The sequence below is a fragment of the Microbispora cellulosiformans genome, assembly GCF_008728085.1.
In the GTDB taxonomy this organism is placed as follows: domain Bacteria; phylum Actinomycetota; class Actinomycetes; order Streptosporangiales; family Streptosporangiaceae; genus Microbispora; species Microbispora amethystogenes.
In genome coordinates, this window is record NZ_VYTZ01000011.1 from 58,677 (window position 1) to 78,266 (window position 19,590).

The 19,590-nt window shown below is 70.9% G+C and carries 18 protein-coding genes and 1 pseudogene; 11 read left to right on the top strand and 8 right to left on the bottom strand.

Going from position 1 to position 19,590, the window contains the following annotated elements:
* Window positions 1-86 precede the first annotated feature (86 nt).
* Window positions 87-683, top strand: a complete 597-nt coding sequence (locus F5972_RS27090) for a helix-turn-helix domain-containing protein (protein WP_225311936.1) — start codon at window positions 87-89, stop codon at window positions 681-683.
* Window positions 684-802: 119 nt separating this feature from the next.
* On the opposite strand, the gene F5972_RS27095 is transcribed toward F5972_RS27090, so the two are convergent.
* The 7 genes from F5972_RS27095 to F5972_RS27125 form a co-directional block, all read right to left on the bottom strand.
* The gene (locus tag F5972_RS27095; RefSeq protein ID WP_225311937.1) at window positions 803-3,085 is read right to left on the bottom strand and encodes an ATP-binding protein; all 2,283 of its coding nucleotides are present in this window, start codon (window positions 3,083-3,085) and stop codon (window positions 803-805) included.
* A 177-nt stretch (window positions 3,086-3,262) separates the two neighbouring features.
* A complete protein-coding gene (locus F5972_RS27100) occupies window positions 3,263-3,877 on the bottom strand; it encodes a DUF6879 family protein (RefSeq protein WP_150937201.1) in 615 nt (204 codons plus the stop codon).
* A complete protein-coding gene (locus F5972_RS27105; protein ID WP_150937203.1) occupies window positions 3,870-4,139 on the bottom strand; it encodes a hypothetical protein in 270 nt (89 codons plus the stop codon). The genes F5972_RS27100 and F5972_RS27105 overlap by 8 nt, the downstream gene beginning before the upstream one ends.
* A gap of 69 nt (window positions 4,140-4,208) precedes the next feature.
* A complete protein-coding gene (locus F5972_RS27110; protein ID WP_204286387.1) occupies window positions 4,209-4,913 on the bottom strand; it encodes a methionyl-tRNA formyltransferase in 705 nt (234 codons plus the stop codon).
* 266 nt (window positions 4,914-5,179) lie between these two features.
* A complete protein-coding gene (locus tag F5972_RS27115; RefSeq protein WP_150937208.1) occupies window positions 5,180-5,530 on the bottom strand; it encodes a hypothetical protein in 351 nt (116 codons plus the stop codon).
* Between the two features lie 248 nt (window positions 5,531-5,778).
* A complete protein-coding gene (locus F5972_RS27120; RefSeq protein ID WP_150937210.1) occupies window positions 5,779-7,404 on the bottom strand; it encodes an ABC-F family ATP-binding cassette domain-containing protein in 1,626 nt (541 codons plus the stop codon).
* Window positions 7,405-7,585: 181 nt separating this feature from the next.
* Window positions 7,586-8,209, bottom strand: a complete 624-nt coding sequence (locus F5972_RS27125; protein ID WP_150937212.1) for a TetR/AcrR family transcriptional regulator — start codon at window positions 8,207-8,209, stop codon at window positions 7,586-7,588.
* Window positions 8,210-8,313: 104 nt separating this feature from the next.
* Here F5972_RS27125 and F5972_RS39470 point away from each other — a divergent pair.
* From F5972_RS39470 to F5972_RS27145, 5 genes and pseudogenes are all read left to right on the top strand, one after another.
* Window positions 8,314-9,000 (top strand): annotated as a pseudogene (locus F5972_RS39470) (aldo/keto reductase); the annotation flags it as partial.
* Window positions 9,001-9,085: 85 nt separating this feature from the next.
* Window positions 9,086-9,424, top strand: a complete 339-nt coding sequence (locus F5972_RS38965) for an aldo/keto reductase (RefSeq protein WP_263641865.1) — start codon at window positions 9,086-9,088, stop codon at window positions 9,422-9,424.
* 102 nt (window positions 9,425-9,526) lie between these two features.
* The gene (locus F5972_RS27135) at window positions 9,527-10,951 is read left to right on the top strand and encodes an aminobutyraldehyde dehydrogenase (RefSeq protein WP_150937214.1); all 1,425 of its coding nucleotides are present in this window, start codon (window positions 9,527-9,529) and stop codon (window positions 10,949-10,951) included.
* A 58-nt stretch (window positions 10,952-11,009) separates the two neighbouring features.
* Complete coding sequence (locus F5972_RS27140; RefSeq protein ID WP_150937216.1) at window positions 11,010-11,876, top strand: metalloregulator ArsR/SmtB family transcription factor; 867 nt, start codon at window positions 11,010-11,012, stop codon at window positions 11,874-11,876.
* Window positions 11,873-12,478, top strand: coding sequence for a dihydrofolate reductase family protein (locus tag F5972_RS27145; protein ID WP_150937218.1), 606 nt, complete (start codon window positions 11,873-11,875; stop codon window positions 12,476-12,478). Before F5972_RS27140 ends, F5972_RS27145 begins: the two co-directional genes overlap by 4 nt.
* Before the next feature lie 52 nt (window positions 12,479-12,530).
* Here the strand turns inward: F5972_RS27145 and F5972_RS27150 are convergent, their stop codons facing one another.
* Window positions 12,531-13,205 (bottom strand): sigma-70 family RNA polymerase sigma factor, encoded by a 675-nt coding sequence (locus F5972_RS27150; protein ID WP_150937424.1) that lies wholly within the window; start codon window positions 13,203-13,205, stop codon window positions 12,531-12,533.
* A 168-nt stretch (window positions 13,206-13,373) separates the two neighbouring features.
* On the opposite strand from F5972_RS27150, the gene F5972_RS27155 reads away from it, so the two are divergent.
* From F5972_RS27155 to F5972_RS27175, 5 genes are all read left to right on the top strand, one after another.
* Complete coding sequence (locus F5972_RS27155; RefSeq protein WP_150937221.1) at window positions 13,374-14,108, top strand: SDR family oxidoreductase; 735 nt, start codon at window positions 13,374-13,376, stop codon at window positions 14,106-14,108.
* A gap of 139 nt (window positions 14,109-14,247) precedes the next feature.
* On the top strand, window positions 14,248-15,441 hold the full coding sequence (locus F5972_RS27160) for a low temperature requirement protein A (protein WP_191910331.1): 1,194 nt from the start codon (window positions 14,248-14,250) through the stop codon (window positions 15,439-15,441).
* Between the two features lie 115 nt (window positions 15,442-15,556).
* On the top strand, window positions 15,557-16,309 hold the full coding sequence (locus F5972_RS27165) for an SDR family oxidoreductase (protein ID WP_150937225.1): 753 nt from the start codon (window positions 15,557-15,559) through the stop codon (window positions 16,307-16,309).
* Between the two features lie 127 nt (window positions 16,310-16,436).
* A complete protein-coding gene (locus tag F5972_RS27170) occupies window positions 16,437-16,679 on the top strand; it encodes a hypothetical protein (RefSeq protein ID WP_150937227.1) in 243 nt (80 codons plus the stop codon).
* Between the two features lie 132 nt (window positions 16,680-16,811).
* A complete protein-coding gene (locus F5972_RS27175; protein ID WP_150937229.1) occupies window positions 16,812-19,583 on the top strand; it encodes an ATP-binding protein in 2,772 nt (923 codons plus the stop codon).
* Window positions 19,584-19,590: the final 7 nt, after the last annotated feature.

Here is a 19,590-nt window from a genome sequence, read left to right on the forward strand (position 1 = left end):
TCCTCTCTTACTTCCAGATACGGGTCGCAGTGGGACCCGCTGCGCACACTAGGCCGCCGTTGCGAGAGGGGCATAGGATGTTGCGCATGGAGCAAGAAAGTGGGGACCTGGACAGCCTCGTACGCAAACGCCTCCGCGCCCTGCGCGTCGCGCAGGGCTGGTCCCTGGAAGAACTGGCCACCCGGGCCAACCTCAGCCAGTCGTCACTGAGCCGCATCGAGAACGGTCAGCGTCGCCTCGCCCTGGACCAGCTGGTCACCCTCGCCCGCGCCCTGGACACCACCCTCGACCAGCTCGTCGAGACCGCCGCCGACGACGTCGTCACCAGCCCGGTGATCGACGGCGCCCACGGCCTGATGCGCTGGCCGGTGAAGAGCGACCCCGGCATGAGCGTCGTACGCCAGCGCATGACCGAGCCACCGCCCGACAACCCCTCCCGCATGCGCGCCCACCCCGGCCGGGAATGGCTGGTCGTGCTCTCGGGCACCGCGATCCTCATGCTGGGCCACCGGCGCCTGCGTCTCGAGACCAACCAGGCCGCCGAGTTTCCCACGATGATGCCGCACGCCATCGGCGCCGAAGGCGGACCGTGCGAGATCATCGGCATCTTCGACCGCGACGCCCGCCGCGGCCACCAGCGCGACAACGGCAGCGACCGCGACACCCCCGGCGTCAGCGACTGAACTCACCACAGCGACCTTGGCTTTCGGGCATCGCGCAAGCGAGACAGCTAACCCGGAGCCTGCTATCCCCGAGAGCGCGTCCACGGACTGCGCTCTCTCTCACCACGAACCGACGTTCTTCAGCTGCCGATCCGACTCCGCAACTCGCGGGCTCTGACGTCGTCGAACTCAGTCAGCGCGGTAAGCGCTTCCTCCCGGTACGACCTGAGGTCCTCGCCGGCCCCTGCCTGCGTGATCGCCGTCATCATGTTCGCCAGCGCGATCGCCAGCTGCCACTGATCTCGCAGTTCACGATGAACTGCCACCGCCCGGCGATGGAAATCAAGGGCCTCCGTGGGTCGGCGGAGCGCGCGGTACGCTTCGCCTGTGGCATCCAGCGCCCGCGCTTCGCGGCTGCGGTCGCCCAAGCGCCGTTGGATACTCGACGCGCGCTGGAAGGACACCAGTGAGTCGGCGGGGCGTCCGGCCGCCAGCTGCACCTGGCCGTGCTCAAGCAGCCAATAGCCCTCCCACATGAGGTTGGCCCGGTCTCGCGCGATGCTCAGCGCCTCTTCGATGTACGCAGCGGCCTGACCGGCATGTCCGGCTTCGCGTCGCGCCATGGACAGCAGGCGCAGGGCGTTCCCCTGCCCGTCCGGAAATTCCAGTCGGCGGAAGCCGTCGAGCGCCCGCCCGGCGAAGTCCGCGCTCTCATCGAGGCGGCCCATCTCATAGGCCGTCTCGGCAAGATTCGCCAGTACGGTCGACTCCCAGCGGAGCTCGTCAAGCGGCCTGAGCGCGTCGAGGCTCTGTTCGAAGTCGGCGTGGGCCTGGCGCAGATCGCGGCGGCGAAGGTTGACCAACCCTAGGGCGTTGAGCGATATGGCCTCTCCGAGGGCGTCTCCGATTTCCCGCCTCAGCGCGAGTGCCATGCGGTGATGCTCGGCGCCCTTGTCGAGCTGGTGAGACTGGACATACGCCTTACCGAGGCTTTCGAGCACCTCCGCCTCGCCGTACGAGTCGCCGACGCGGCGGGCGGCCTCCAGCCCGATGGAGGCCAGTCCGAACCACGCCTCGAAGGGATTGTGCCGTGCGCAGTAGCCACGGGTGACGGCCGCCATCTGCCAGGCAAGGTCGTCCAGATCGTTCTGCTCCGCCGCCCGTACGGCTGCGACCAGATTTGGAAGCTCGACATTGAACCAGCGCAACGCTTCCTGGTATCCGGAAAAAGTCAGCTCGTTGACAGATGGATCCGGCTGACCCAGGCGGATCGGCCGGTCGAGCGGCGCCAGCATCTCCTGAGCGCCTGCGGCGGTGCGCAGATACCAGGTGGCCACCCTCCGCAGCACTTCGTGGCGACTTTTCGCGTTCTCCTCAGCGACGGCCTGGTCCACCGCGTAGGCACGCATCAGGTCGTGGAACTGGTAGCGGTCGGGACCAATCTGCTCGATGAGGTGGGCGCCCACGAGCGTGTCGAGCATCTGCCGGGCCTGGGCGGGCGCGCTCGAGACGGCCGCTGCCACGACCGGCACCCCGAACTCCGGGCTCGGATGCAGACCCAGGAGCCGGAACGCCCGTGCGGCCGGTTCGGGCAGCGCGCGGTAGGACCAGGCGAATACCGTGCGCACCGCATCGGATTCGTCGTCGCTTTCGGCGGTGAGTGCGTCCCAGAGCGCCGACTCGTCACGCAGGTCCTGGATCAGTTCGCGCAGCGGCATCCAGGGCCGGCTGGCGGCCCGCTCCGCCGCGATGCGCAGGGCCAGCGGAAGCCTGGCGCAAAGGCGCGCGAGCTCGGCCAATTCCTGCGGGTCGTCCTCTCCCCGGTAACCGGCGGTCACCCGGCGGATCAGCTCCAATGCCTCCGACTCGTGCAGCGTGTCAACGGTGACGCGGTGCGCCCCCTCACGCGCCATCAGCCCGGAAAGGCGGTCTCTGCTGGTCACGATTATTAGGCAGGTGTCTGTGCCGGGCAGCAGCGGACGTACCTGGGCCACCTTCGCCGCGTTGTCGAGCACCACCAGCATCCGCCGCCCCGCCAGCAGTGAACGGTACATCGCCGAGCGGGTTTCGGGATCTGGCGGGATCGCCGCCGCCGGGACGTCCAGAGCGCGCAGGAACCTGTCCAGAACCTCGTTCGCCGTAACCGGCTGGCCCGGGTCGTACCCGCGCAGGTTCACATACAGCTGACCGTCAGGAAAGCGCTCCCGGATCTGGTGCGCCCAGTGCAGTGCGAGCGCGGTCTTTCCCACCCCGGCGGTACCGGCGATCACGCAGACGCCGCTGGACCGGAACAGGTCGCCGTCCGGGATCAGTACCTTTCTGAGCCTGTCCAGCTCGTTCACCCGGTTGACGAACCCGCGGACGTCGCCGGGCAACTGGCGCGGGACATGTCCGGGCGCGTACACCGGGCCGTGGAAATGCACTCCTCCATGCACGTCCCGCGCCTGCACCACATCGCCCGCACTGCCGGACAGCTCCGAACGCGTGCTCCCGTCGTGCCTGTCGCCTGCGCCCTCCGGTCTCCTGGACCCCACCGTTTCCCTTCCTTCTATTTTTCGAGACCCTGAACGACAGCGTTGATCCGGAACCGACGTACGACGTCAGGCACCGGAACAGGAGAGTTCGAGCGTGGCTCCATTGCGGGCGAAGTAATCCGTCACGTCCTCGCCTGCACGATACAAGCGTTCGATCAGCGTTTTGCAACGCGCAATGAGCGAATGATCCGCATATCGCACACCGCCGGAGAGAATGCCGTGCTCGTTGTAGAGCACCTCGTACATGACGTCGTCTCCTAGCACCACCAGTTCCGGCAGCAGATTCGTCGTCTCCAGCGGTCGCACGTCAGCCGCGCCGACCACTCGCACCGAACCGCCATATTGGTGTCGAATACGAAGGAGGTGGAGCTCCCAGCGCAGATAAGGAGTAACCGGTTCTTCTACGACTCGTACGCGTCGCGTCCGGAACCCGGCTTTATCGATTCGCCGGTAGTAGTCGCGGATGGCGTCCCGTCGCTCGTCCAGCAGTCGGAGCGACCGCTTCCACTCGCCAGCCGAATACGCCGTCCAGCTCTCGTCCTCCGGTTCCTGGAACACCTGTCGCCGTTCCAGCTTCCAGAAGGCATTCTCGCGTATCGCCCAGAAATGCTCACTGAAGTCGTCTTGGTAAGCCTTTCTGGTGAGTTCCTCGCCATGGAACTTCTCGAGAAGATCACGCATCAGGTAAGTCCGCCTTGGCCGCGATGAGCATAACCCGGGGAATGATAACCAGCTTCTCATCCTCGGCGATGACCACACTCTCTGGCAGGCGCGATTCGTAGGAACGCGTGAGATCCCTACCGATCACCGCTATATCTCCGTTGTCGAGTTCCCAGATGTCGGGGCAACCATCGTCATTTCCGGTGCAGTCGAGTTCGGCCGCCGATTTGCCGAGCCGCCGGACCATCGTCGCCGAAGGGTCGGCCTCCCATGCACGAGCCATCAGTCTTCTCCTTTGCGAGTTGTCGTCTGGGTGAGCAGTCGGCCAGGATTGTTCGGACGAGACGTCTGGTCAGCGGTCAGGAGGGATGGCAGGTGTCATCTCAGTTATCCAGATCGGTCCGTCACCGCAGGTCATCTCCACTCCATCTGCGGGAGCGAGGGCAGTTCGCAGCAGTGTCATCCACTCACCGTCTATCCGGGCGAAAGGCCCGCGCTGCCCAAACAGCCCAAACCGGAAGACCCGGACTTGGTTGTGGATCTCGCGTGCACCGCGCCTCCAGTCCACGAACATGAAGTCCGGCTCCATCCAGCTGCCATAGTCAGCGCCCGCCTCGTCCTGAGGCTCGCCCTCCGCGCCAGCGGCCGCGAGCTCGATGGCGCCAGGGAGCAGTTCCGCGATGGCCTCGTCGATCTCCCGCCACAGCCTCTCTGTGACCAGGTCGTCCTGGATTTGGATACCGCCCTTTTGCGCGAGGATGTTCCCGCTGTCGAACTCCTCGTCCATCCAGTGGATGGAGACTCCGGTCTCCGGGTCGCCGTTGCGCACGGCCCAGTGAACCGGTATAGGCCCTCTGTAACGAGGCAGCAGAGAGGTATGCACGTTGATGGCGCCGAGTCGGGCGGTTCGCAGACCCTCCCGCGTCAGCTTCCATGGGCAGCCGTACACGACGATGAGGTCCGCCTGGTAACCGGCCAACGCCTTCGCCACTCCGCCGGCTGTACCGGGAAGCAGTAGATCCATGCCTGGCGGTAACGCCAGGCCAATGTCGGCCATGGTCTCCGCAGAACGTCTGCTGGTGGTTCTCTGCTGGCGCAGCGACCGAGCGTGCACGAATGCAACCGGCGTGTGACCCGCCTGAACGCAGGTTTCGTACAGAAGTCTGAAACCACTCACAGCAAAAGAGACCAGGACTACACGTAAGCCATTCGTCACGCTGGTCGACTCCTCGATGCCGCCCGATAGGGCTCCCTCCATGCAGTACGACTTCGCTCAGTACCCGATCCCGTGAACCGGGAGCCCAGGCGAAAGGAGCCGGGTAGTCACAGATCGCTGTCGCGACTCTCCGGTGTCGGAGCGCCGGGCGCGCCGAAGCGCACCGGTCCGTGGATGTCCCTGGCCTGGAGGACGGAGCCGTACTGAGAGCCTCCGATGATCACGTTCTGCACGGCGGGTGATCTTATCGTCGAATCAGAGGCCTCGCGACGGGCTTGAAACATTCCACAGAGCGTCAGCCCTATGCCTGCTATCGCTGCCAGCGCTCCGACGACGCTCGCCAGCTTGTCCGCTCTGTCAAGCCCGAGCACCGCGAAGTAGACCGCGGTTCCCGCGACGGCGGCAACGATGAGAAGGCCGCCTGCCCATAGTGATAATCGCCCCGGCATGACTTCCATCCTGAGCGTTTCCGATGGACATGACCAGCCCCGGCATTTGACGAACGAGGCTATATTCCCGTCCCGCTACGGGGGATACCCCTTGTGCTCACCTCTATCCTCAATAACGGTCTGGTACGCATTGCAGGGCCTTGGAGCCTTCTGCGCCCTTTCAGATAAAAACAGTCACGATGCGGCCCTCATCCGGCTACTACGCCCACGGGGTATGAAGGCCGTGCGGTACCGGGGCGCGCCTCGAGGGCCGGGTGTCAGGCAGGACGGGGGCCGCGGGTTTCGCGGAGGTGACCGCCGGAGAGCTCCAGCCAGCGCTCGACCCCGATCTCCGCGAGGAACCGTTCGTCGTGGCTGACCACCACGAACGCCCCCTCGTACGCGGTGAGCGCGCTCTCCAGTTGGGCCACGCTCACCAGGTCGAGGTTGTTGGTCGGCTCGTCGAGGAGCAGGAGCTGGGGGGCCGGTTCGGCGCACAGCACGCAGGCCAGCGTGGCGCGCAGCCGTTCGCCGCCCGACAGCACGCCGACCGGCAGGTGGGCCCGCGTCCCCCGGAACAGGAAGCGGGCCAGCAGGTTCATCCGCTCCGCCGGAGGCATGCCGGGCGCGTAGGCCGCCAGATTCTCGGCCACCGTGCGGTCGAGGTCGAGCAGGTCGAGCCGCTGCGACAGGTAGGCGACCCGGCCGTCGGCCCGTCGCAGCGTGCCGCCGTCGGGCGCCAGGTCGCCGCCGACGATGCGCAGCAGGGTGGACTTGCCCGCGCCGTTGGGGCCGGTCAGCGCGATGCGCTCGGGGCCGCGGATGGTCATGTCGAGACCCGGCCCGGCGAACAGGTCGCGGGCCCGCAGGCCTTCGCCGTGGAAGACCGTGCGCCCGGCGGGCACGTTCGTGCCCGGCAGTTCCAGCGTGATCCGCTGGTCGTCGCGCAGCGCCCGCTCGGCCTCGTCGAGCCTCGCCCTGGCGTCGCCGACGCGGGCGGCGTGCATCTGGCCCGCCCTCCCGGCCGACTCCTGCGCGCCGCGCTTCATGCCCCCGGCGACGATGCGCGGCAGGCCGGCGCTCTTGAGGTTGCGGGCGGCGTTGCCCGCGCGGCGCTCGGCGCGCTCGCGCGCCTGCTGCATCTCCCGCTTCTCCCGCTTGAGCTCCTGCTCGGCGCTGCGCACGGTTCGCTCGGCGGCCTCCTGCTCGGCCCGTACGGCCGCCTCGTACGCGGTGAAGTTGCCACCGTAGAAGCGGATCTCGCCCCGCTCCAGCTCGGCGATGCGGTCCATGCGGTCGAGCAGGGCCCGGTCGTGGCTGACCACGAGCAGGCAGCCGGTCCATTCGCCGAGCACGTCGTGGAGCCTGCGCCGGGCGGCGAGGTCGAGATTGTTGGTCGGCTCGTCGAGCAGCAGCACGTCGGGCCGCCGGAGCAGCTGGGCCGCCAGGCCGAGCGAGACGACCTGGCCGCCGCTCAGCGTGCCGAGCGGGCGGTCGAAGGCGAGGTCGCCGAGGCCGAGCCGGTCGAGCTGGGCGCGGGTGCGCTCCTCGATGTCCCAGTCGTTGCCGATCGCGGTGAAGTGCTCCTCGCTCGCGTCGCCCGACTCGATGGCGTCCAGGGCGGCGATCACCGGGGCGATGCCGAGCACCTCGGCCACGGTGAGGCCGGCGGTGAACGGGAGGTTCTGCGGCAGGTAGCCCACCTCGCCCTCGACGGCGACGGTGCCGGCGGTGGGCCGGTGCTCGCCCGCGATCAGCTTGAGCAGCGTGCTCTTGCCGGCGCCGTTGGGGGCGACGAGCCCGGTGCGGCCGCCGCCGATGGTGCAGGACAGGCCGGTGAAGACTGGGGTGCCGTCGGGCCAGGAGAAGGACAGGCCGGAGCAGACGATGAACGCGTCGGACATGGAAGAGACCTCGGTGTGTGTGACCCGGGCGCGCGACAAAGGGCCCGGTGGAGGGACGGGGAAACGACGACATGAGGCCACGCCGACAGCGGTTTGGTCACACGCCTGCCGGGGCCGTCACCCTCCGGTATCACCCGGAGATGTCGTCGTCACCTGCCACGTCTGGTCTCCTCGGTTCCGATCACAAACCGTCTGCCACCTTACCAGCCCGAGCACCGCCGGCGCGGAGGTGGGCGAGGCCCATGTCGAGGGCGGCCTCCAGATGGGTGGTCTCACCGGTGGACATCTGGATCAGCACGCCGCCCTGGATCCCGGCCAGCAGCGCGGCCGCCGCGCGGTCGGGGTCCACGTCCGGGCCGATCTCCCCGGCGTCCCGCATGTGGCGTACGCCCGCCGCGATCTCGGCCTGCCAGCTGCGCATCAGCTCGGTGACGACCGCCCGGGCCCCGGGCGTACGGCTGCCGAGGTGGGAGGTGACGGAGTTGAGCGGGCACAGGCGGCCCTGCCTCCGGTAACGGTCGACGACCTTGTCCCGCCACGCCTGCCAGGCGGGCCAGGAGGTGAGGTCGCCGAGCTGGGGCCGCTGGTCCTCCAGCACACGGTCGGCCTCGATGCGGGCCACGGCCAGCAGCAGTTCCTCCCGGCCGCCCGGGAAGTAGTGGAAGAGCTGGCTCTTGCTCGTCGCCGTGCCGGCCAGCACGTCGTCGAGGGTGGTGTCGGCCACGCCGTTCTCACGGATGAGCGCCGCCGCGCCCTCCAGGATGCGCTGCCGGGTCGCGGCCCCCTTGCGGGTCAGTGCGCGCATGACCCCCCTCCCTTTTGGACTTGCTGGTCCACTTTATCTCGCGCAAGCTGACTGGACCGCGCGGTTCGACACTCATCAGCCTTCCGAACGAAGGGGTCCTCCCCATGTCTCTCGACCACTACTACCTGCTCGGCCGTTCCGGGCTGCGCGTCAGCCGGCTCGCACTGGGCACGATGAACTTCGGCACCGGCGGCTTCCACGCCGCGTACGGCAGGACCGAGGACGAGGCCCGCCCGATCTTCCGCCGCTATCTCGAATCGGGCGGGAACTTCGTCGACACCGCCGACTTCTACACGGCCGGGGAGAGCGAGACGATCCTCGGCGCCCTTATCGCCGAGGCCGGGGTGCGCGACCGGGTGGTGCTCACCACCAAGTTCACCAACAGCGTCGACCCCGGAGACCCCAACGCGGGCGGCAACGGCCGCAAGCACATGATCAGAGCGGTCGAGGCGTCGCTGCGCCGCCTACGCACCGACTACGTCGATCTGTTCCTGCTGCACACCTGGGACCGTGTCACACCCGTCGAGGAGGTCCTGCGGACCTTCGACGACCTCACCAGGGCCGGGAAGATCCGGTACGCGGGCCTGTCGGACGTGCCCTCCTGGTACGCGGCGCGAGCGCAGACCCTCGCCGAGACGCACTCCCTCACGCCGATGGTCAGCCTGCAGCTCCCCTACTCGCTCGTGGACCGGGCGATCGAGCTGGAGCACGTCGCCATGGGGCAGAACCTCGGCCTCGGCATCACCGCGTGGAGCCCGCTGGGCGGCGGCTTCCTCACCGGGAAGTACCGGCCCGCGGACCGCGGCCTGACCGGGGGAGGGCAGGCTCGGCGGCGACGGCTCACCAGGACTCTCCTGGACCGACCGGGAGTGGCGGATCCTCGCGACCCTCGAAGAGGTCGCCGGGAAGCTCGGCGTGGCGATGGCCCAGGTCGCCCTGAACTGGGTCGCCACCCAGCCCGGGATCGCGGCGGCCATCGTCGGCGCGAGCAGCGCCGGGCAGCTCGACTCGAACGTGGCCGCCCTCGACTTCGAACTGCCGGCCGAGCTGCGCGCGAGGCTCGACGAGGCGAGTGCCGTGCCGCCCCCGTCGGTCTACCGGATGTTCACGCCGGGCTACCAGGGCTGGCTGGTCAGCCCCGGCGTCAAGGTCGGGGACAAGCCGGCCGGTTATGCCCCGGCCGTACGGAACTGGACGCCCGGCGGCGACGCCTGACCCGCACCGCCGCAGGAGCCGGGGCACGTGTCCGTCCCGGGTGGCCGTCTTCGGAGACTCCGGCCGTGGGTAGGGACTCCTGGACATCGAGGGAGACCGGTTATGGACACGGTACGGAACGTGATCGCCGGAGAGAGCCGCGAACCGGCGTCCGGCGAGTGGATGGACCTGGTCGACCCGTCCACCGAGAAGGTGTACGCCCGGGCGGCCCTCTCGGGCGGCGAGGACGTGGACCGGGCGGTCGCCGCCGCCACCGAGGCCGCCCGCGCCTGGCGGCGCACCACCCCGGCCGAGCGTCAGCGGCTGCTCCTGGAACTGGCCGATCTGATGACGGAGGGCAGGGAGGCGCTGGCCGAGGCGGAGGTGCGGGCGACCGGCAAGCCGCGCGCCACCGCGCTGAGCGTCGACGTGGAGGGGGCCGTCGACGCCGTCCGCTACTTCGCCGGAGCCGCGCGGCTGCTGGAGGGCCTCGGCGCCGCCGAGTACGCCGAGGGGCACACCTCGTTCGTGCGCCGCGAGCCGATCGGCGTCGTCGCCCAGGTGACGCCGTGGAACTACCCGCTGATGATGGCCGCCTGGAAGATCGGCCCGGCGCTGGCGGCGGGCGACACGGTGGTGCTGAAGCCGTCCGACACGACGCCCGGCTCGACCGTGCTGCTGGGCGAGATGTGCGCGCGGGTGTTCCCGCCCGGCGTGGTCAACGTCGTGTGCGGCGACCGGGACACCGGCCGCGCGCTGGTCGCCCATCCCGGGGTGGAGATGGTGGCGATCACGGGCTCGACGCGGGCCGGAGCCGAGGTGATGGCGGCCGCGGCGGGCGACCTCAAGGACGTCCACCTGGAGCTCGGGGGCAAGGCTCCCGCACTGGTCTTCGCCGACGCCGACCCGGCCGCGACGGCCGCCGGAATCGCCTCGGCGGCGTTCTTCAACACCGGGCAGGACTGCACCGCCGTCACGCGCGTGCTCGTGGAGCGGCGCGCGTACGACGGGTTCGTCGAGGCGCTCGCCGAGGCCGCGCGGGCGCTCGGGGTGGGGCACCCGGACGAGGAGGGCGTGTTCCTCGGCCCTGCCAACAACGCGGTCCAGGCCGAGCGGGTCGCGGGCTTCCTCGACCGGCTGCCCGCGCACGCCCGCGTGGTCACCGGCGGCGGCAGGCTCGGCCGTCCCGGTTTCTTCTTCCCGCCGACCGTCGTCGCCGGGGTGCGCCAGGACGACGAGATCGTGCAGCAGGAGGTCTTCGGCCCGGTGGTGACCGTGCAGCCGTTCGCGGACGAGGACGAGGCCGTCGCCCTGGCCAACGGCGTCGACTACGGGCTCGCCTCCAGCGTGTGGACCAGGGACACCGGGCGGGCCATGCGGCTGTCCGCCGCGCTGGACTTCGGCGCGGTCTGGGTCAACTGCCACCAGGTGTTCGTGCCGGAGATGCCGCACGGCGGCTTCAAGCACTCGGGCACCGGCAAGGACCTGTCCCGGTACGGCCTCGACGCCTACACCCGCGTCAAGCACGTGATGATCAGTCACACCTGACCACGCCGGCGAAGTTATTCCTTGACACGAATATTCGTGATGGGGAATAGTTCTCGTCGTGGACGAACTCCTCACCGCACTGGCCGACCCGGCCCGGTGGCGGCTCGTGAGCCTGCTGGCCGAGCGGCCCCGGCCGGTCGGCGTCCTGGCCGAGCTGGCCGGGGCGCGTCAGCCGCAGACCACCAAGCACCTGCAGGCCCTGGAGCGCGCCGGGCTCGTCACGTCCCAGCGCAGCGGCCAGCGCCGGATCTACGCCCTCCGGTCCGAGCCGCTGCGGGAACTGGCGGCCGCGCTCGGCCGCCTGGCCGACACCGCGGACCGGGCCGGCGGCCCGCGCGAGACCTACGACCGGTACGGGCTCAGCCTCCGCACGGAGCGGCTCGCCGCCGGCGAGCCGGGATGGGCCGACGGCCGCTCGTTCGGGTTCCACCGGTCACTGGCCGGCAGCCCCGAACTGGTCTGGCGTCACCTGACCGACGCCTCCCTCCTCGCCCGCTGGTGGACGCCCGACGACCTGCGCGTCTCCGAGCTCGTCTTCGAGGCGCGGCCGGGCGGGCGGATCGTCCAGGAGTACCGCGACGCCGAGGACACCGGCGGGGCGGACGTGGTCGCCGGGCGCGCCGAGGGGGTCGTGGACGAGGTGCGGCCCGGTGAGCACCTCGCCTACCGGCTCCGCCCGCTGCTTCCCGGCGGCGGCTCCGCCTTCACCGCGCACCTGGACCTCGGCCTGCGCCCGACCGAGGCCGGCACCGACCTCGACGTCCGGTTCCGGATCGCCGACAGCACGGTCGACTCCGCGGACTTCGTCGCGGGCGTCGAGATCGGCTTCGGCCAGAGCCTCGACCGGCTCGCGGCGATCCTCGCCGCCGGCCCGCACGACACCGGCACACCCACCAAAGAAGCCGAATCAAGGAGCACGACATGACCAGCACGACCCCCACCGGCCGCAAGGTGACCGCGAACCTGAACATCACCCTCGACGGGCGCTACCACGGCCCCGGCGGGCCCGGCGACTTCGCCGCCTTCGTCCCGTACGTGGTCACCGAGGTCGCCCGGGACCACATGAACCGCATGTGGCAGGGCGCGACGACGGCGCTGCTCGGCCGGGTCAACGCCGAGGGATTCATGGGCTACTGGCCCTCGGTCGCCGACAACGACGACGCCGACCCGCGTGACCGCGGATACGCCAAGTGGCTGGTCGGCGCGGAGAAGGTGGTCCTGTCGACCACCCTGACCGAGGCGCCCTGGGAGCGCACCCGCGTGGTCAACGCCCCCGCGGCCGAGGTCGTCGCCGATCTCAAGGCCACCGGCGAGGGCGACATCCTCGTCAACAGCAGCGCCAGTGTCATCAAGGCGCTCCTCGCGGCGGACCTCGTCGACCGGCTCCACCTCATGATCCTGCCCGAGATCATCGGAGGCGGGCAGCGGCTGTTCGACGACGGCCTGCCGGCCACGAAGTGGACGCTCGCCCACCGGGAGACCGGCGAACTCGGCGAGATGGCCATGGTCTACGACCGGCTCCGCTGAGCCCGGGACGATCAGCGCACCCGGCCGGGCCGGCGCCCGGGTGGTTCCCGTCTCACGCCACTTCTCCGGCGAGCAGTTCCTCCAGTTCGGCGAGATCACCGGTCCGCGCGGCGGCGGCGAACGTCCGTACGAGCCGCTGGTGCGCGGCGGCGCTCACCGGGTGGCGGCGCTCGCCCGCGAGACGGCCGTGGGCCCGTCGCAGGAGTTGCCGGGCGTGATCCTCACCCAGGTGGAGAATCCGCGAGATCCGGCGGTAGGGGTAGTCGAAGGCGATGCGCAGGAGATACACCGCGCGCTCGGCGGGGGTCAGCCGCTCCAGCAGCAGCCGGATCGCGGCGCCGACCTCCTCGTCTCGTTCGGCCGCCGTCTCCGGCCCGGCGGAGGGGTCCGCCGTCTCCGGCAGCCACGGACCGGCGGAGGTCTCGCGCCGCCTGCGGGCGGACTGCGCGACGTTGAGGGCGAGCCTGGTCGCGGTCAGCGCCAGGTACGCGGGCGGGCTGGCGACGGCGGAGCGGTCGGCGCGGGACCAGCGCAGCCATGTCTCCTGCACCACGTCCTCGGCCTCGCCCGCGTCGTGCAGGACGCGCAGGCCGATCGCTAAGAGCCGGGGCGCGACGGGGGCGAACGCCGCGACGCCGCCGTCTTGTCGCCCGGCCGGCACCTCGTCGATCCGCGCCGCGTGGCCCGCGTGACCCGCGTGGTCCGGCGGCGACTCCAACAGGTTCATGGTCACGATCTCGGCTCCGTTCGCACCCGGCATCCCCGCGATGCCGCTGTGATCACGGTCGCCTCCGGGGCCCCTCCATCGCGCCCCGGAGAGAGCCTGGTCGCTACCCTGGCCCCGGGTGCCCAGGGTGCCCAGGGGTCCCGTGACAGCCACCAGGAAGGCCGGAAGATGAAGATCGCCGTCATCGGCGGAACCGGGCTCATCGGCTCCCGGGTGGTCGAGATCCTCAGAGCTCGCGGGCACGAGGCGGCGCCGCACTCGACGTCCACGGGTCTGGACCTGCTCACCGGAAGGGGCCTGGCCGAGGCGCTGACGGACGCCGCCGTCGTCGTCAACCTGACGAAGCCGCGGACCTTCGACGACGCGTCACCCGCGTTCTTCCGGACGACCACGGACAACCTGCTGACCACCGCCTCGGCGGCCGGCGTCGGCCACACGGTCATCCTGTCGATCGTGGGCGCCGACCGGGTGCCCGGCTCGGTCTACTACCGGGGGAAGGTGCTGCAGGAGGACCTCCTCAAGGCCGGTCCCGTGCCGTACTCGATCGTGCGTGCCACGCAGTTCTTCGAGTTCATCGAGACGGTCATGTCCTGGACCTCCGACGAGCACACCGTCCGCCTGCCCGCCGTCCTGATGCAGCCCGTCGCCGCGGACGACGTCGCGCGGGCCGTGGCCGACGTCAGCGTGGGCGCCCCGCTGCGCGGCACCCTGGACATCGCCGGACCCGAGGTCTTCGCGCTCGACGAGCTGGGCAGGATCACCCTCGCCGCCCGCGGCGACCACCGCGCCGTCGTCACCGACGACGGCGCCGGCCTGTACGCCGCCGCCTCGGGCGACGCCCTCGTCGCCAAGGAGGGCGCCGTCATCGCCGGGACGACCTACCGGGAGTGGCTCACGCGCTGACCTGGCGAGCACGCACGCCTCGGTACCGCGTTGTCACAGATCCGGAGGCTGCCCTGTCTTCGAGACGGCCCGTACGTCGCGAAGTGACAGGAGCACGACCTTGCCGCCAGCAGCCACCACGATCCGGATCCGGGTCCGGATGAGCGCTCGCCCGGTCGACGAGCCGCACCGCGCCGCGAGCCAGCTCGAGCTGCTGTTCGACCTCACCTTCGTGGTCGCGGTCGCGGCCGCCACCGCCCAGTTCGCGCACGACATCGCCGCCGGTCACGGCCTGGCCGGTGTGGTGCCGTTCCTTCAGGTGTTCTTCGCGATCTGGTGGGCGTGGATGAACTTCACGTGGTTCGCCTCGTCCTACGACACCGACGACGTCGCCTACCGGCTGCTGACCATGGTGCAGATGGCCGGCGTGCTGGTCCTCGCCGCCGGCGTGCCCGCCGCGGGAAGCCGTTCCGACTACGGGATCATCACACTCGGCTACCTCGTCATGCGGATCGGGCTCGTCGCCCAGTGGCTGCGGGCCGGTCTCGAAGACCCGGCGGGGCGCCGCACCGCGCTCCGCTACGCCGGAGGCATCACCGCCCTGCAGGCGGGCTGGCTGGCGCGGCTCGCCCTCGTGGAGACGGGAGTCCTGCCCCCGTCGTCCGGCCTGCCGTTCTTCGCCTGCCTGGCCGCCCTGGAGCTCGCGGTGCCGGGGTGGGCGGAGCGGGCCAGGGCCACCAACTGGCACCCCCACCACATCGCCGAGCGCTACGGCCTGTTCACGATCATCCTGCTCGGTGAGAGTGTGCTGGCCGCGAGCAGAGGGGTCGGCAGAGCGCTCGAAGCGGGCGAGGTCGGCGGCCCGTTCCTCATGGTCGCCGGCGCCGGTCTCGTCCTGCTGTTCGCTCTGTGGTGGCTCTACTTCCTCGGCCCGGCGGGAGACGGTCTCACCGACCGTCGTCACCGGTCCTACCTGTGGGGATACGGCCACTACGGCATGTTCGCCGCCCTGGCCGCCCTCGGCGCCGGGCTGGAGGTGGCGGTGGAGCAGGGCGGGCACGACAGCGTGGTGCCGGGGGCTGCACTCGGTTACGCGGTCGCCGTGCCGGTGGGCCTGTATCTCGCCCTGCTGCTGGCGGTACACGTGCTCGTCGTCGCGGAACCCGTCATTTCGCCCACCGCGGTGCTGGGGTGCGCCGCCGTCGTCCTGTCGCTGCCGCTCGCGACGCCCTGGATCGGCGTGGCCGCCGTGGTCGGGGCGATCGCGGCCGTCTGCGTCCTGCTGGTCGCCGTCACGATCTGGACGGCCGCCGGGGCGCGTCGCGGGAACCGCGAGCGGGTCCGTCTCCCGTGACGTACGCCACGCCTCAGAAGAATTCCGCGGCGGCCGTCACAAGCCGGGAGCCTGTCCGGTCTTAGCTGGCGACCGGGTCGCGACGAGGTGGCCCGGCGTACGGAAAGGGAACGGCATGAAGATCGTGGTGATCGGCGGAACCGGCCTGATCGGCTCGAAGCTCGTGACGAAGCTGACCGAGCACGGCCACGAGGCGGTGGCCGCGTCGCCGAACACCGGCGTCAACACGCTGACCGGCGAAGGACTGGCCGAGGCGCTGACGGGCGCCCAGGTGGTGGTCGACGTCTCGAACTCCCCGTCGTTCGAGCGGGCCGCGGTGCTGAAGTTCTTCGAGACCTCCACGGGCAACCTGCTCGCGGCGGAGGCGGCGGCGGGCGTGGGTCACCACGTCGCGGTGTCGATCGTGGGAACGGAACGAATGCCGGACAACGGCTACTTCGCCGCGAAGATCGCACAGGAGCAGCTGATCGAGAAGTCGGGGATCCCGTTCTCGCTCGTGCACTCGACCCAGTTCTTCGAGTTCGCCCGCGGCATCGCCGACGAGGGCACGGTGGACGGCAAGGTGCACATGGCGCCCGTGCTCTTCCAGCCCATCGCGGGCGACGACGTCGCCAAGGCGGTCGGCCGGACCGCGGTGGGGGCGCCGCTGAACGGCAGGGTGGAGATCGCCGGGCCCGAGCAGTTCCGGATGGACGAGTTCTTCCGCCAGGCGCTCGCCGCCTGGGGCGACCCGCGCGAGGTGGTCACCGACCCCCACGCGCGTTACTTCGGCAGTGAGCTGAGCGAGCGTTCGCTGGTGCCGATCGACGACGCCGCCCTCGGCACGATCCGCTACCTGGACTGGCTCGGCACGGCCACCGGAAAGTAGACCGCGGCAGACGGCGCCGGACCCCAACACGGGAGGCCGGCACGGGCGGCCGGCGCGCCGGCCGCCCGCCGGGGAACGCTTCGCACCCGGCCGGATCAGATGACCAGATCACGCGTACGGAGGAACGATGAGTGCCCCGAGCGGCGAGAACGACTTCCTGCACGAACTCCAGATCGAGGTCGAGGCGGAGGTGATCGAGGTCGAGTGGAGCCGTCCCGAGGAGGCCGCCGGCCTGCCGGTCGCCGACTGGCTGTTCGACCCGTCGGACGCCGAACGTGAGGAGATCGCCTTGCGAGGTCTCCTCGACGCGGTCGAGGCGCTGGAAGACGGCCCCCGTCCGCGCGGTCCCGCCGACGACGGCCGTCGTTGACTGCCGGGGTTCACAGCGAGAAGGTAGGCTGCGCCTCGATCCGAGGCGTGGCGCCGGTAGCCTCCGACGTTCGACGGTCGGCACGTACGGCGGTCGGCAGTGAACGGGTGAAGGGTCGGCGGGACGGTGCCCATGGCAAGCGACGGTTCCGAGTCTCGGCTGCGTGGGCGGCGGACGGAGTGCGAGACGCTGGACCGGCTCGTGGCGACGGTGCAGGCCGGCCGCAGCTCGGTTCTGGTCGTGCGCGGCGAGGCCGGCATCGGCAAGACGGCGCTGCTGGACTACGCGCGGGACAGCGCATCCGGCTGCCGGACAGCCAGGGTGGCGGGCGTCGAGTCCGAAATGGAGCTGGCCTTCGGCGGTCTGCATCAGCTGTGCGCCCCGTTCCTGGACCGCCTCGGTCATCTGCCGGGCCCGCAGCGCGACGCGCTCGGCACGGTGTTCGGCCTGAGCGCGGGACCTCCGCCGGACCGCTTCCTGGTCGGGCTCGCGGTGCTCGGCCTGCTCGCCGACGTGGCCGGGAAGGGGCCGCTGGTCTGCCTCGTCGACGACGCCCAGTGGCTTGACGACGTCTCCACGCAGATTCTCGCGTTCGTCGCGCGGCGCCTGCTCGCGGAGCCGATCGGGCTGGTGTTCGCGGTGCGCGAGCACCACCTCGAACAGGAGCTGAGAGGGCTGCCGCAGCTCGGCGTGGGACGGTTGAGCGACGGCGACGCCCGCGCCCTGCTGGACTCCGTGACTCCCGGGCGACTCGACGAGCAGGTCCGGGACCGGATCGTCGCCGAGACGCAGGGAAACCCGCTGGCTCTGCTCGAACTGCCCCGGGGACTGACGCCGGCGGAGCTGGCGGGTGGATTCGGGCGGCCCGACGCGCGGCCGCTGGCAAGGCAGATCGAGCAGAGCTTCCTGCGGCGGGTCCGGTCGTTGCCGGCCGAGACGCAGCGGCTGCTGCTCGTCGCGGCGGCCGAGCCGGTCGGCGACGTGACCCTGCTGACGCGCGCGGCGGAGCTGCTGGGCATCGAACCGGACGCCGCCGCGCCGGCCGAAGCGGCCGGGCTGATCACCATCGGGACCCGGGTGCGTTTCCGTCATCCCCTTCTGCGCTCGGCGGCCTATCGTGTCGCGGCCCCGCAGGACCGGCAGGACGTCCACCGCGCGCTGGCCGACGCGACCGATCCCCGATCGGATCCCGACCGCCGGGCGTGGCATCTCGCCAACGCGACGGCCGGCCCCGACGAGGCGGTGGCCGCCGAGCTGGAGCGCTGCGCCGATCGGGCGCAGGCGCGCGGCGGGGTCGCCGCGGCGGCCGCGTTCCACGAGCGGGCGGCCGAGCTGACCCCCGATCCCGTACGCCGCGGCGCCAGGGCGCTGGCTGCGGCGCGGGCCAAGTATCGGGCCGGCGGGTACGACGCCGCGCTCGAATTGCTGGACGCGGCCGAGCTCAGCCCTCTGGACGAACGCGAACTGGCCCAGGCCGGCCTGCTGCGCGGTCAGATCGCGTTCGCCTCCAAGAGCGCCGGCGCCGCGATGCCGCTGCTGCTCCGAGCCGGCAGGCGCCTGGCGCCGCTCGACGCCGGGCTGGCCCGTGAGACCTACCGTGACGTGCTGAACGCGGCCATGAACGCGGGCCGGCTGCCGAGCGGCGCCCAGGTGGTGGACGTCGCCGAGGCGACGCTCGCCGCACCGCCGGGGCCGCCGCCGGAACGCAACGATCTGCTCCTGAACGGCGTGGCCGTGGCGCTCACCGAGGGGTACGCCGCGGGCGCGCCGATGGTGCTGCAGGCCCTCGCCGCCTTCCGCGCCGAAGGGGTCTCCAGGGAGGAGGGCCTCGGCTGGCTCCCGTTCGCGTCCCGCATGGCCCACAACGTCTGGGACTTCGACAGCTGGTCCGTGCTCTCCGCGCGACTGGCCGACCTCGCGCGCGAGGCGGGCGCGTTGTCGGTGCTGCCCTCAGCTCTCCACATGCTCGTGTCGAACAGGGTCCTCGCCGGGGAGTTCGCCCTGGCCGACGCGCTGGTCGCCGAGGCGGTGACGATCGGGGAGGTGACGGGCAGCCGCTACCTGGCCCAGTACGCGGCCCTGATACTCGAGCCGTGGAGGGGCCGGGAAGCCGCGACGCGTCAGGTCAGCGAAGCGATCACGCGGGACCCGGCCATCCAGGGGGAGGGCAAGGTGCTGACCGCCACCGCATGGGCGAGCGCGGTGCTCTGCAACGGCCTGGGCCGCTACGAGGAGGCCTACGTAGCGGCCGAGCGAGCATTCGAGCACCCGCGGCAGCTCGGCGGGACGGCCATCAGGTCCACGGCCGAGCTCGTCGAGGCCGCCGTCCGGAGCGGACGGCGGGCCAGGGCCGCCGAGGTCGCGTGGCGGCTCGACGAGATGGCACGGGCCAGTGGCACCGACTGGGCCCTCGGCACCTCGGCGTGCGTGCGTGCCCAGGTGAGCGACGGAGCGGACGCCGACGCCCTCTACCGCGAGGCGATCGAGCGGCTCGGCCGCACCGAGGTCCGCACGACGCTCGCCCGCACCCGGCTGCTGTACGGCGAGTGGCTGCGCCGCGAGAACCGCCGCCTCGACGCACGCGAGCAACTGGGCATCGCGTACGAGATGCTCAGCGACATAGGGGCCGAGGCGTTCGCCGAACGCGCCCGGCGCGAGCTCCAGGCCACCGGTGAGACGGTACGCAGGCGCACCGCCGAAGCGCGCCCCACCCTCACCGCCCAGGAGGCCCAGATAGCGCGCCTGGCCCGGGACGGGCTGACGAACCCCGAGATCGGCGCGCAGCTCTTCATCAGCCCGCACACCGTCGAATGGCACCTGCGGAAGATCTTCGCGAAGCTCGGCATCGCGTCCCGCAGGCAGATCGGCGCCGCGCTGCTCGAAGGCGTGGGCGTCACAGCCTGACCGCCGC

Excerpts from the sequence above, each read along its gene's own strand:
- F5972_RS27165 (WP_150937225.1), top strand. The coding sequence starts at position 15,557 with ATGAAGATCGTGGTGATCGGCGGAACCGGCCTGATCGGCTCGAAGCTC.
- F5972_RS27115 (WP_150937208.1), bottom strand. The coding sequence starts at position 5,530 with ATGGAAGTCATGCCGGGGCGATTATCACTATGGGCAGGCGGCCTTCTC.
- F5972_RS27155 (WP_150937221.1), top strand. The coding sequence starts at position 13,374 with ATGAAGATCGCCGTCATCGGCGGAACCGGGCTCATCGGCTCCCGGGTG.
- F5972_RS27150 (WP_150937424.1), bottom strand. The coding sequence starts at position 13,205 with ATGAACCTGTTGGAGTCGCCGCCGGACCACGCGGGTCACGCGGGCCAC.
- F5972_RS27160 (WP_191910331.1), top strand. The coding sequence starts at position 14,248 with ATGAGCGCTCGCCCGGTCGACGAGCCGCACCGCGCCGCGAGCCAGCTC.
- F5972_RS27135 (WP_150937214.1), top strand. The coding sequence starts at position 9,527 with ATGGACACGGTACGGAACGTGATCGCCGGAGAGAGCCGCGAACCGGCG.
- F5972_RS27090 (WP_225311936.1), top strand. The coding sequence starts at position 87 with ATGGAGCAAGAAAGTGGGGACCTGGACAGCCTCGTACGCAAACGCCTC.
- F5972_RS27105 (WP_150937203.1), bottom strand. The coding sequence starts at position 4,139 with ATGGCTCGTGCATGGGAGGCCGACCCTTCGGCGACGATGGTCCGGCGG.
- F5972_RS27170 (WP_150937227.1), top strand. The coding sequence starts at position 16,437 with ATGAGTGCCCCGAGCGGCGAGAACGACTTCCTGCACGAACTCCAGATC.
- F5972_RS27125 (WP_150937212.1), bottom strand. The coding sequence starts at position 8,209 with ATGCGCGCACTGACCCGCAAGGGGGCCGCGACCCGGCAGCGCATCCTG.
- F5972_RS27175 (WP_150937229.1), top strand. The coding sequence starts at position 16,812 with ATGGCAAGCGACGGTTCCGAGTCTCGGCTGCGTGGGCGGCGGACGGAG.
- F5972_RS27110 (WP_204286387.1), bottom strand. The coding sequence starts at position 4,913 with ATGGCCGACATTGGCCTGGCGTTACCGCCAGGCATGGATCTACTGCTT.
- F5972_RS27120 (WP_150937210.1), bottom strand. The coding sequence starts at position 7,404 with ATGTCCGACGCGTTCATCGTCTGCTCCGGCCTGTCCTTCTCCTGGCCC.
- F5972_RS27145 (WP_150937218.1), top strand. The coding sequence starts at position 11,873 with ATGACCAGCACGACCCCCACCGGCCGCAAGGTGACCGCGAACCTGAAC.
- F5972_RS27100 (WP_150937201.1), bottom strand. The coding sequence starts at position 3,877 with ATGCGTGATCTTCTCGAGAAGTTCCATGGCGAGGAACTCACCAGAAAG.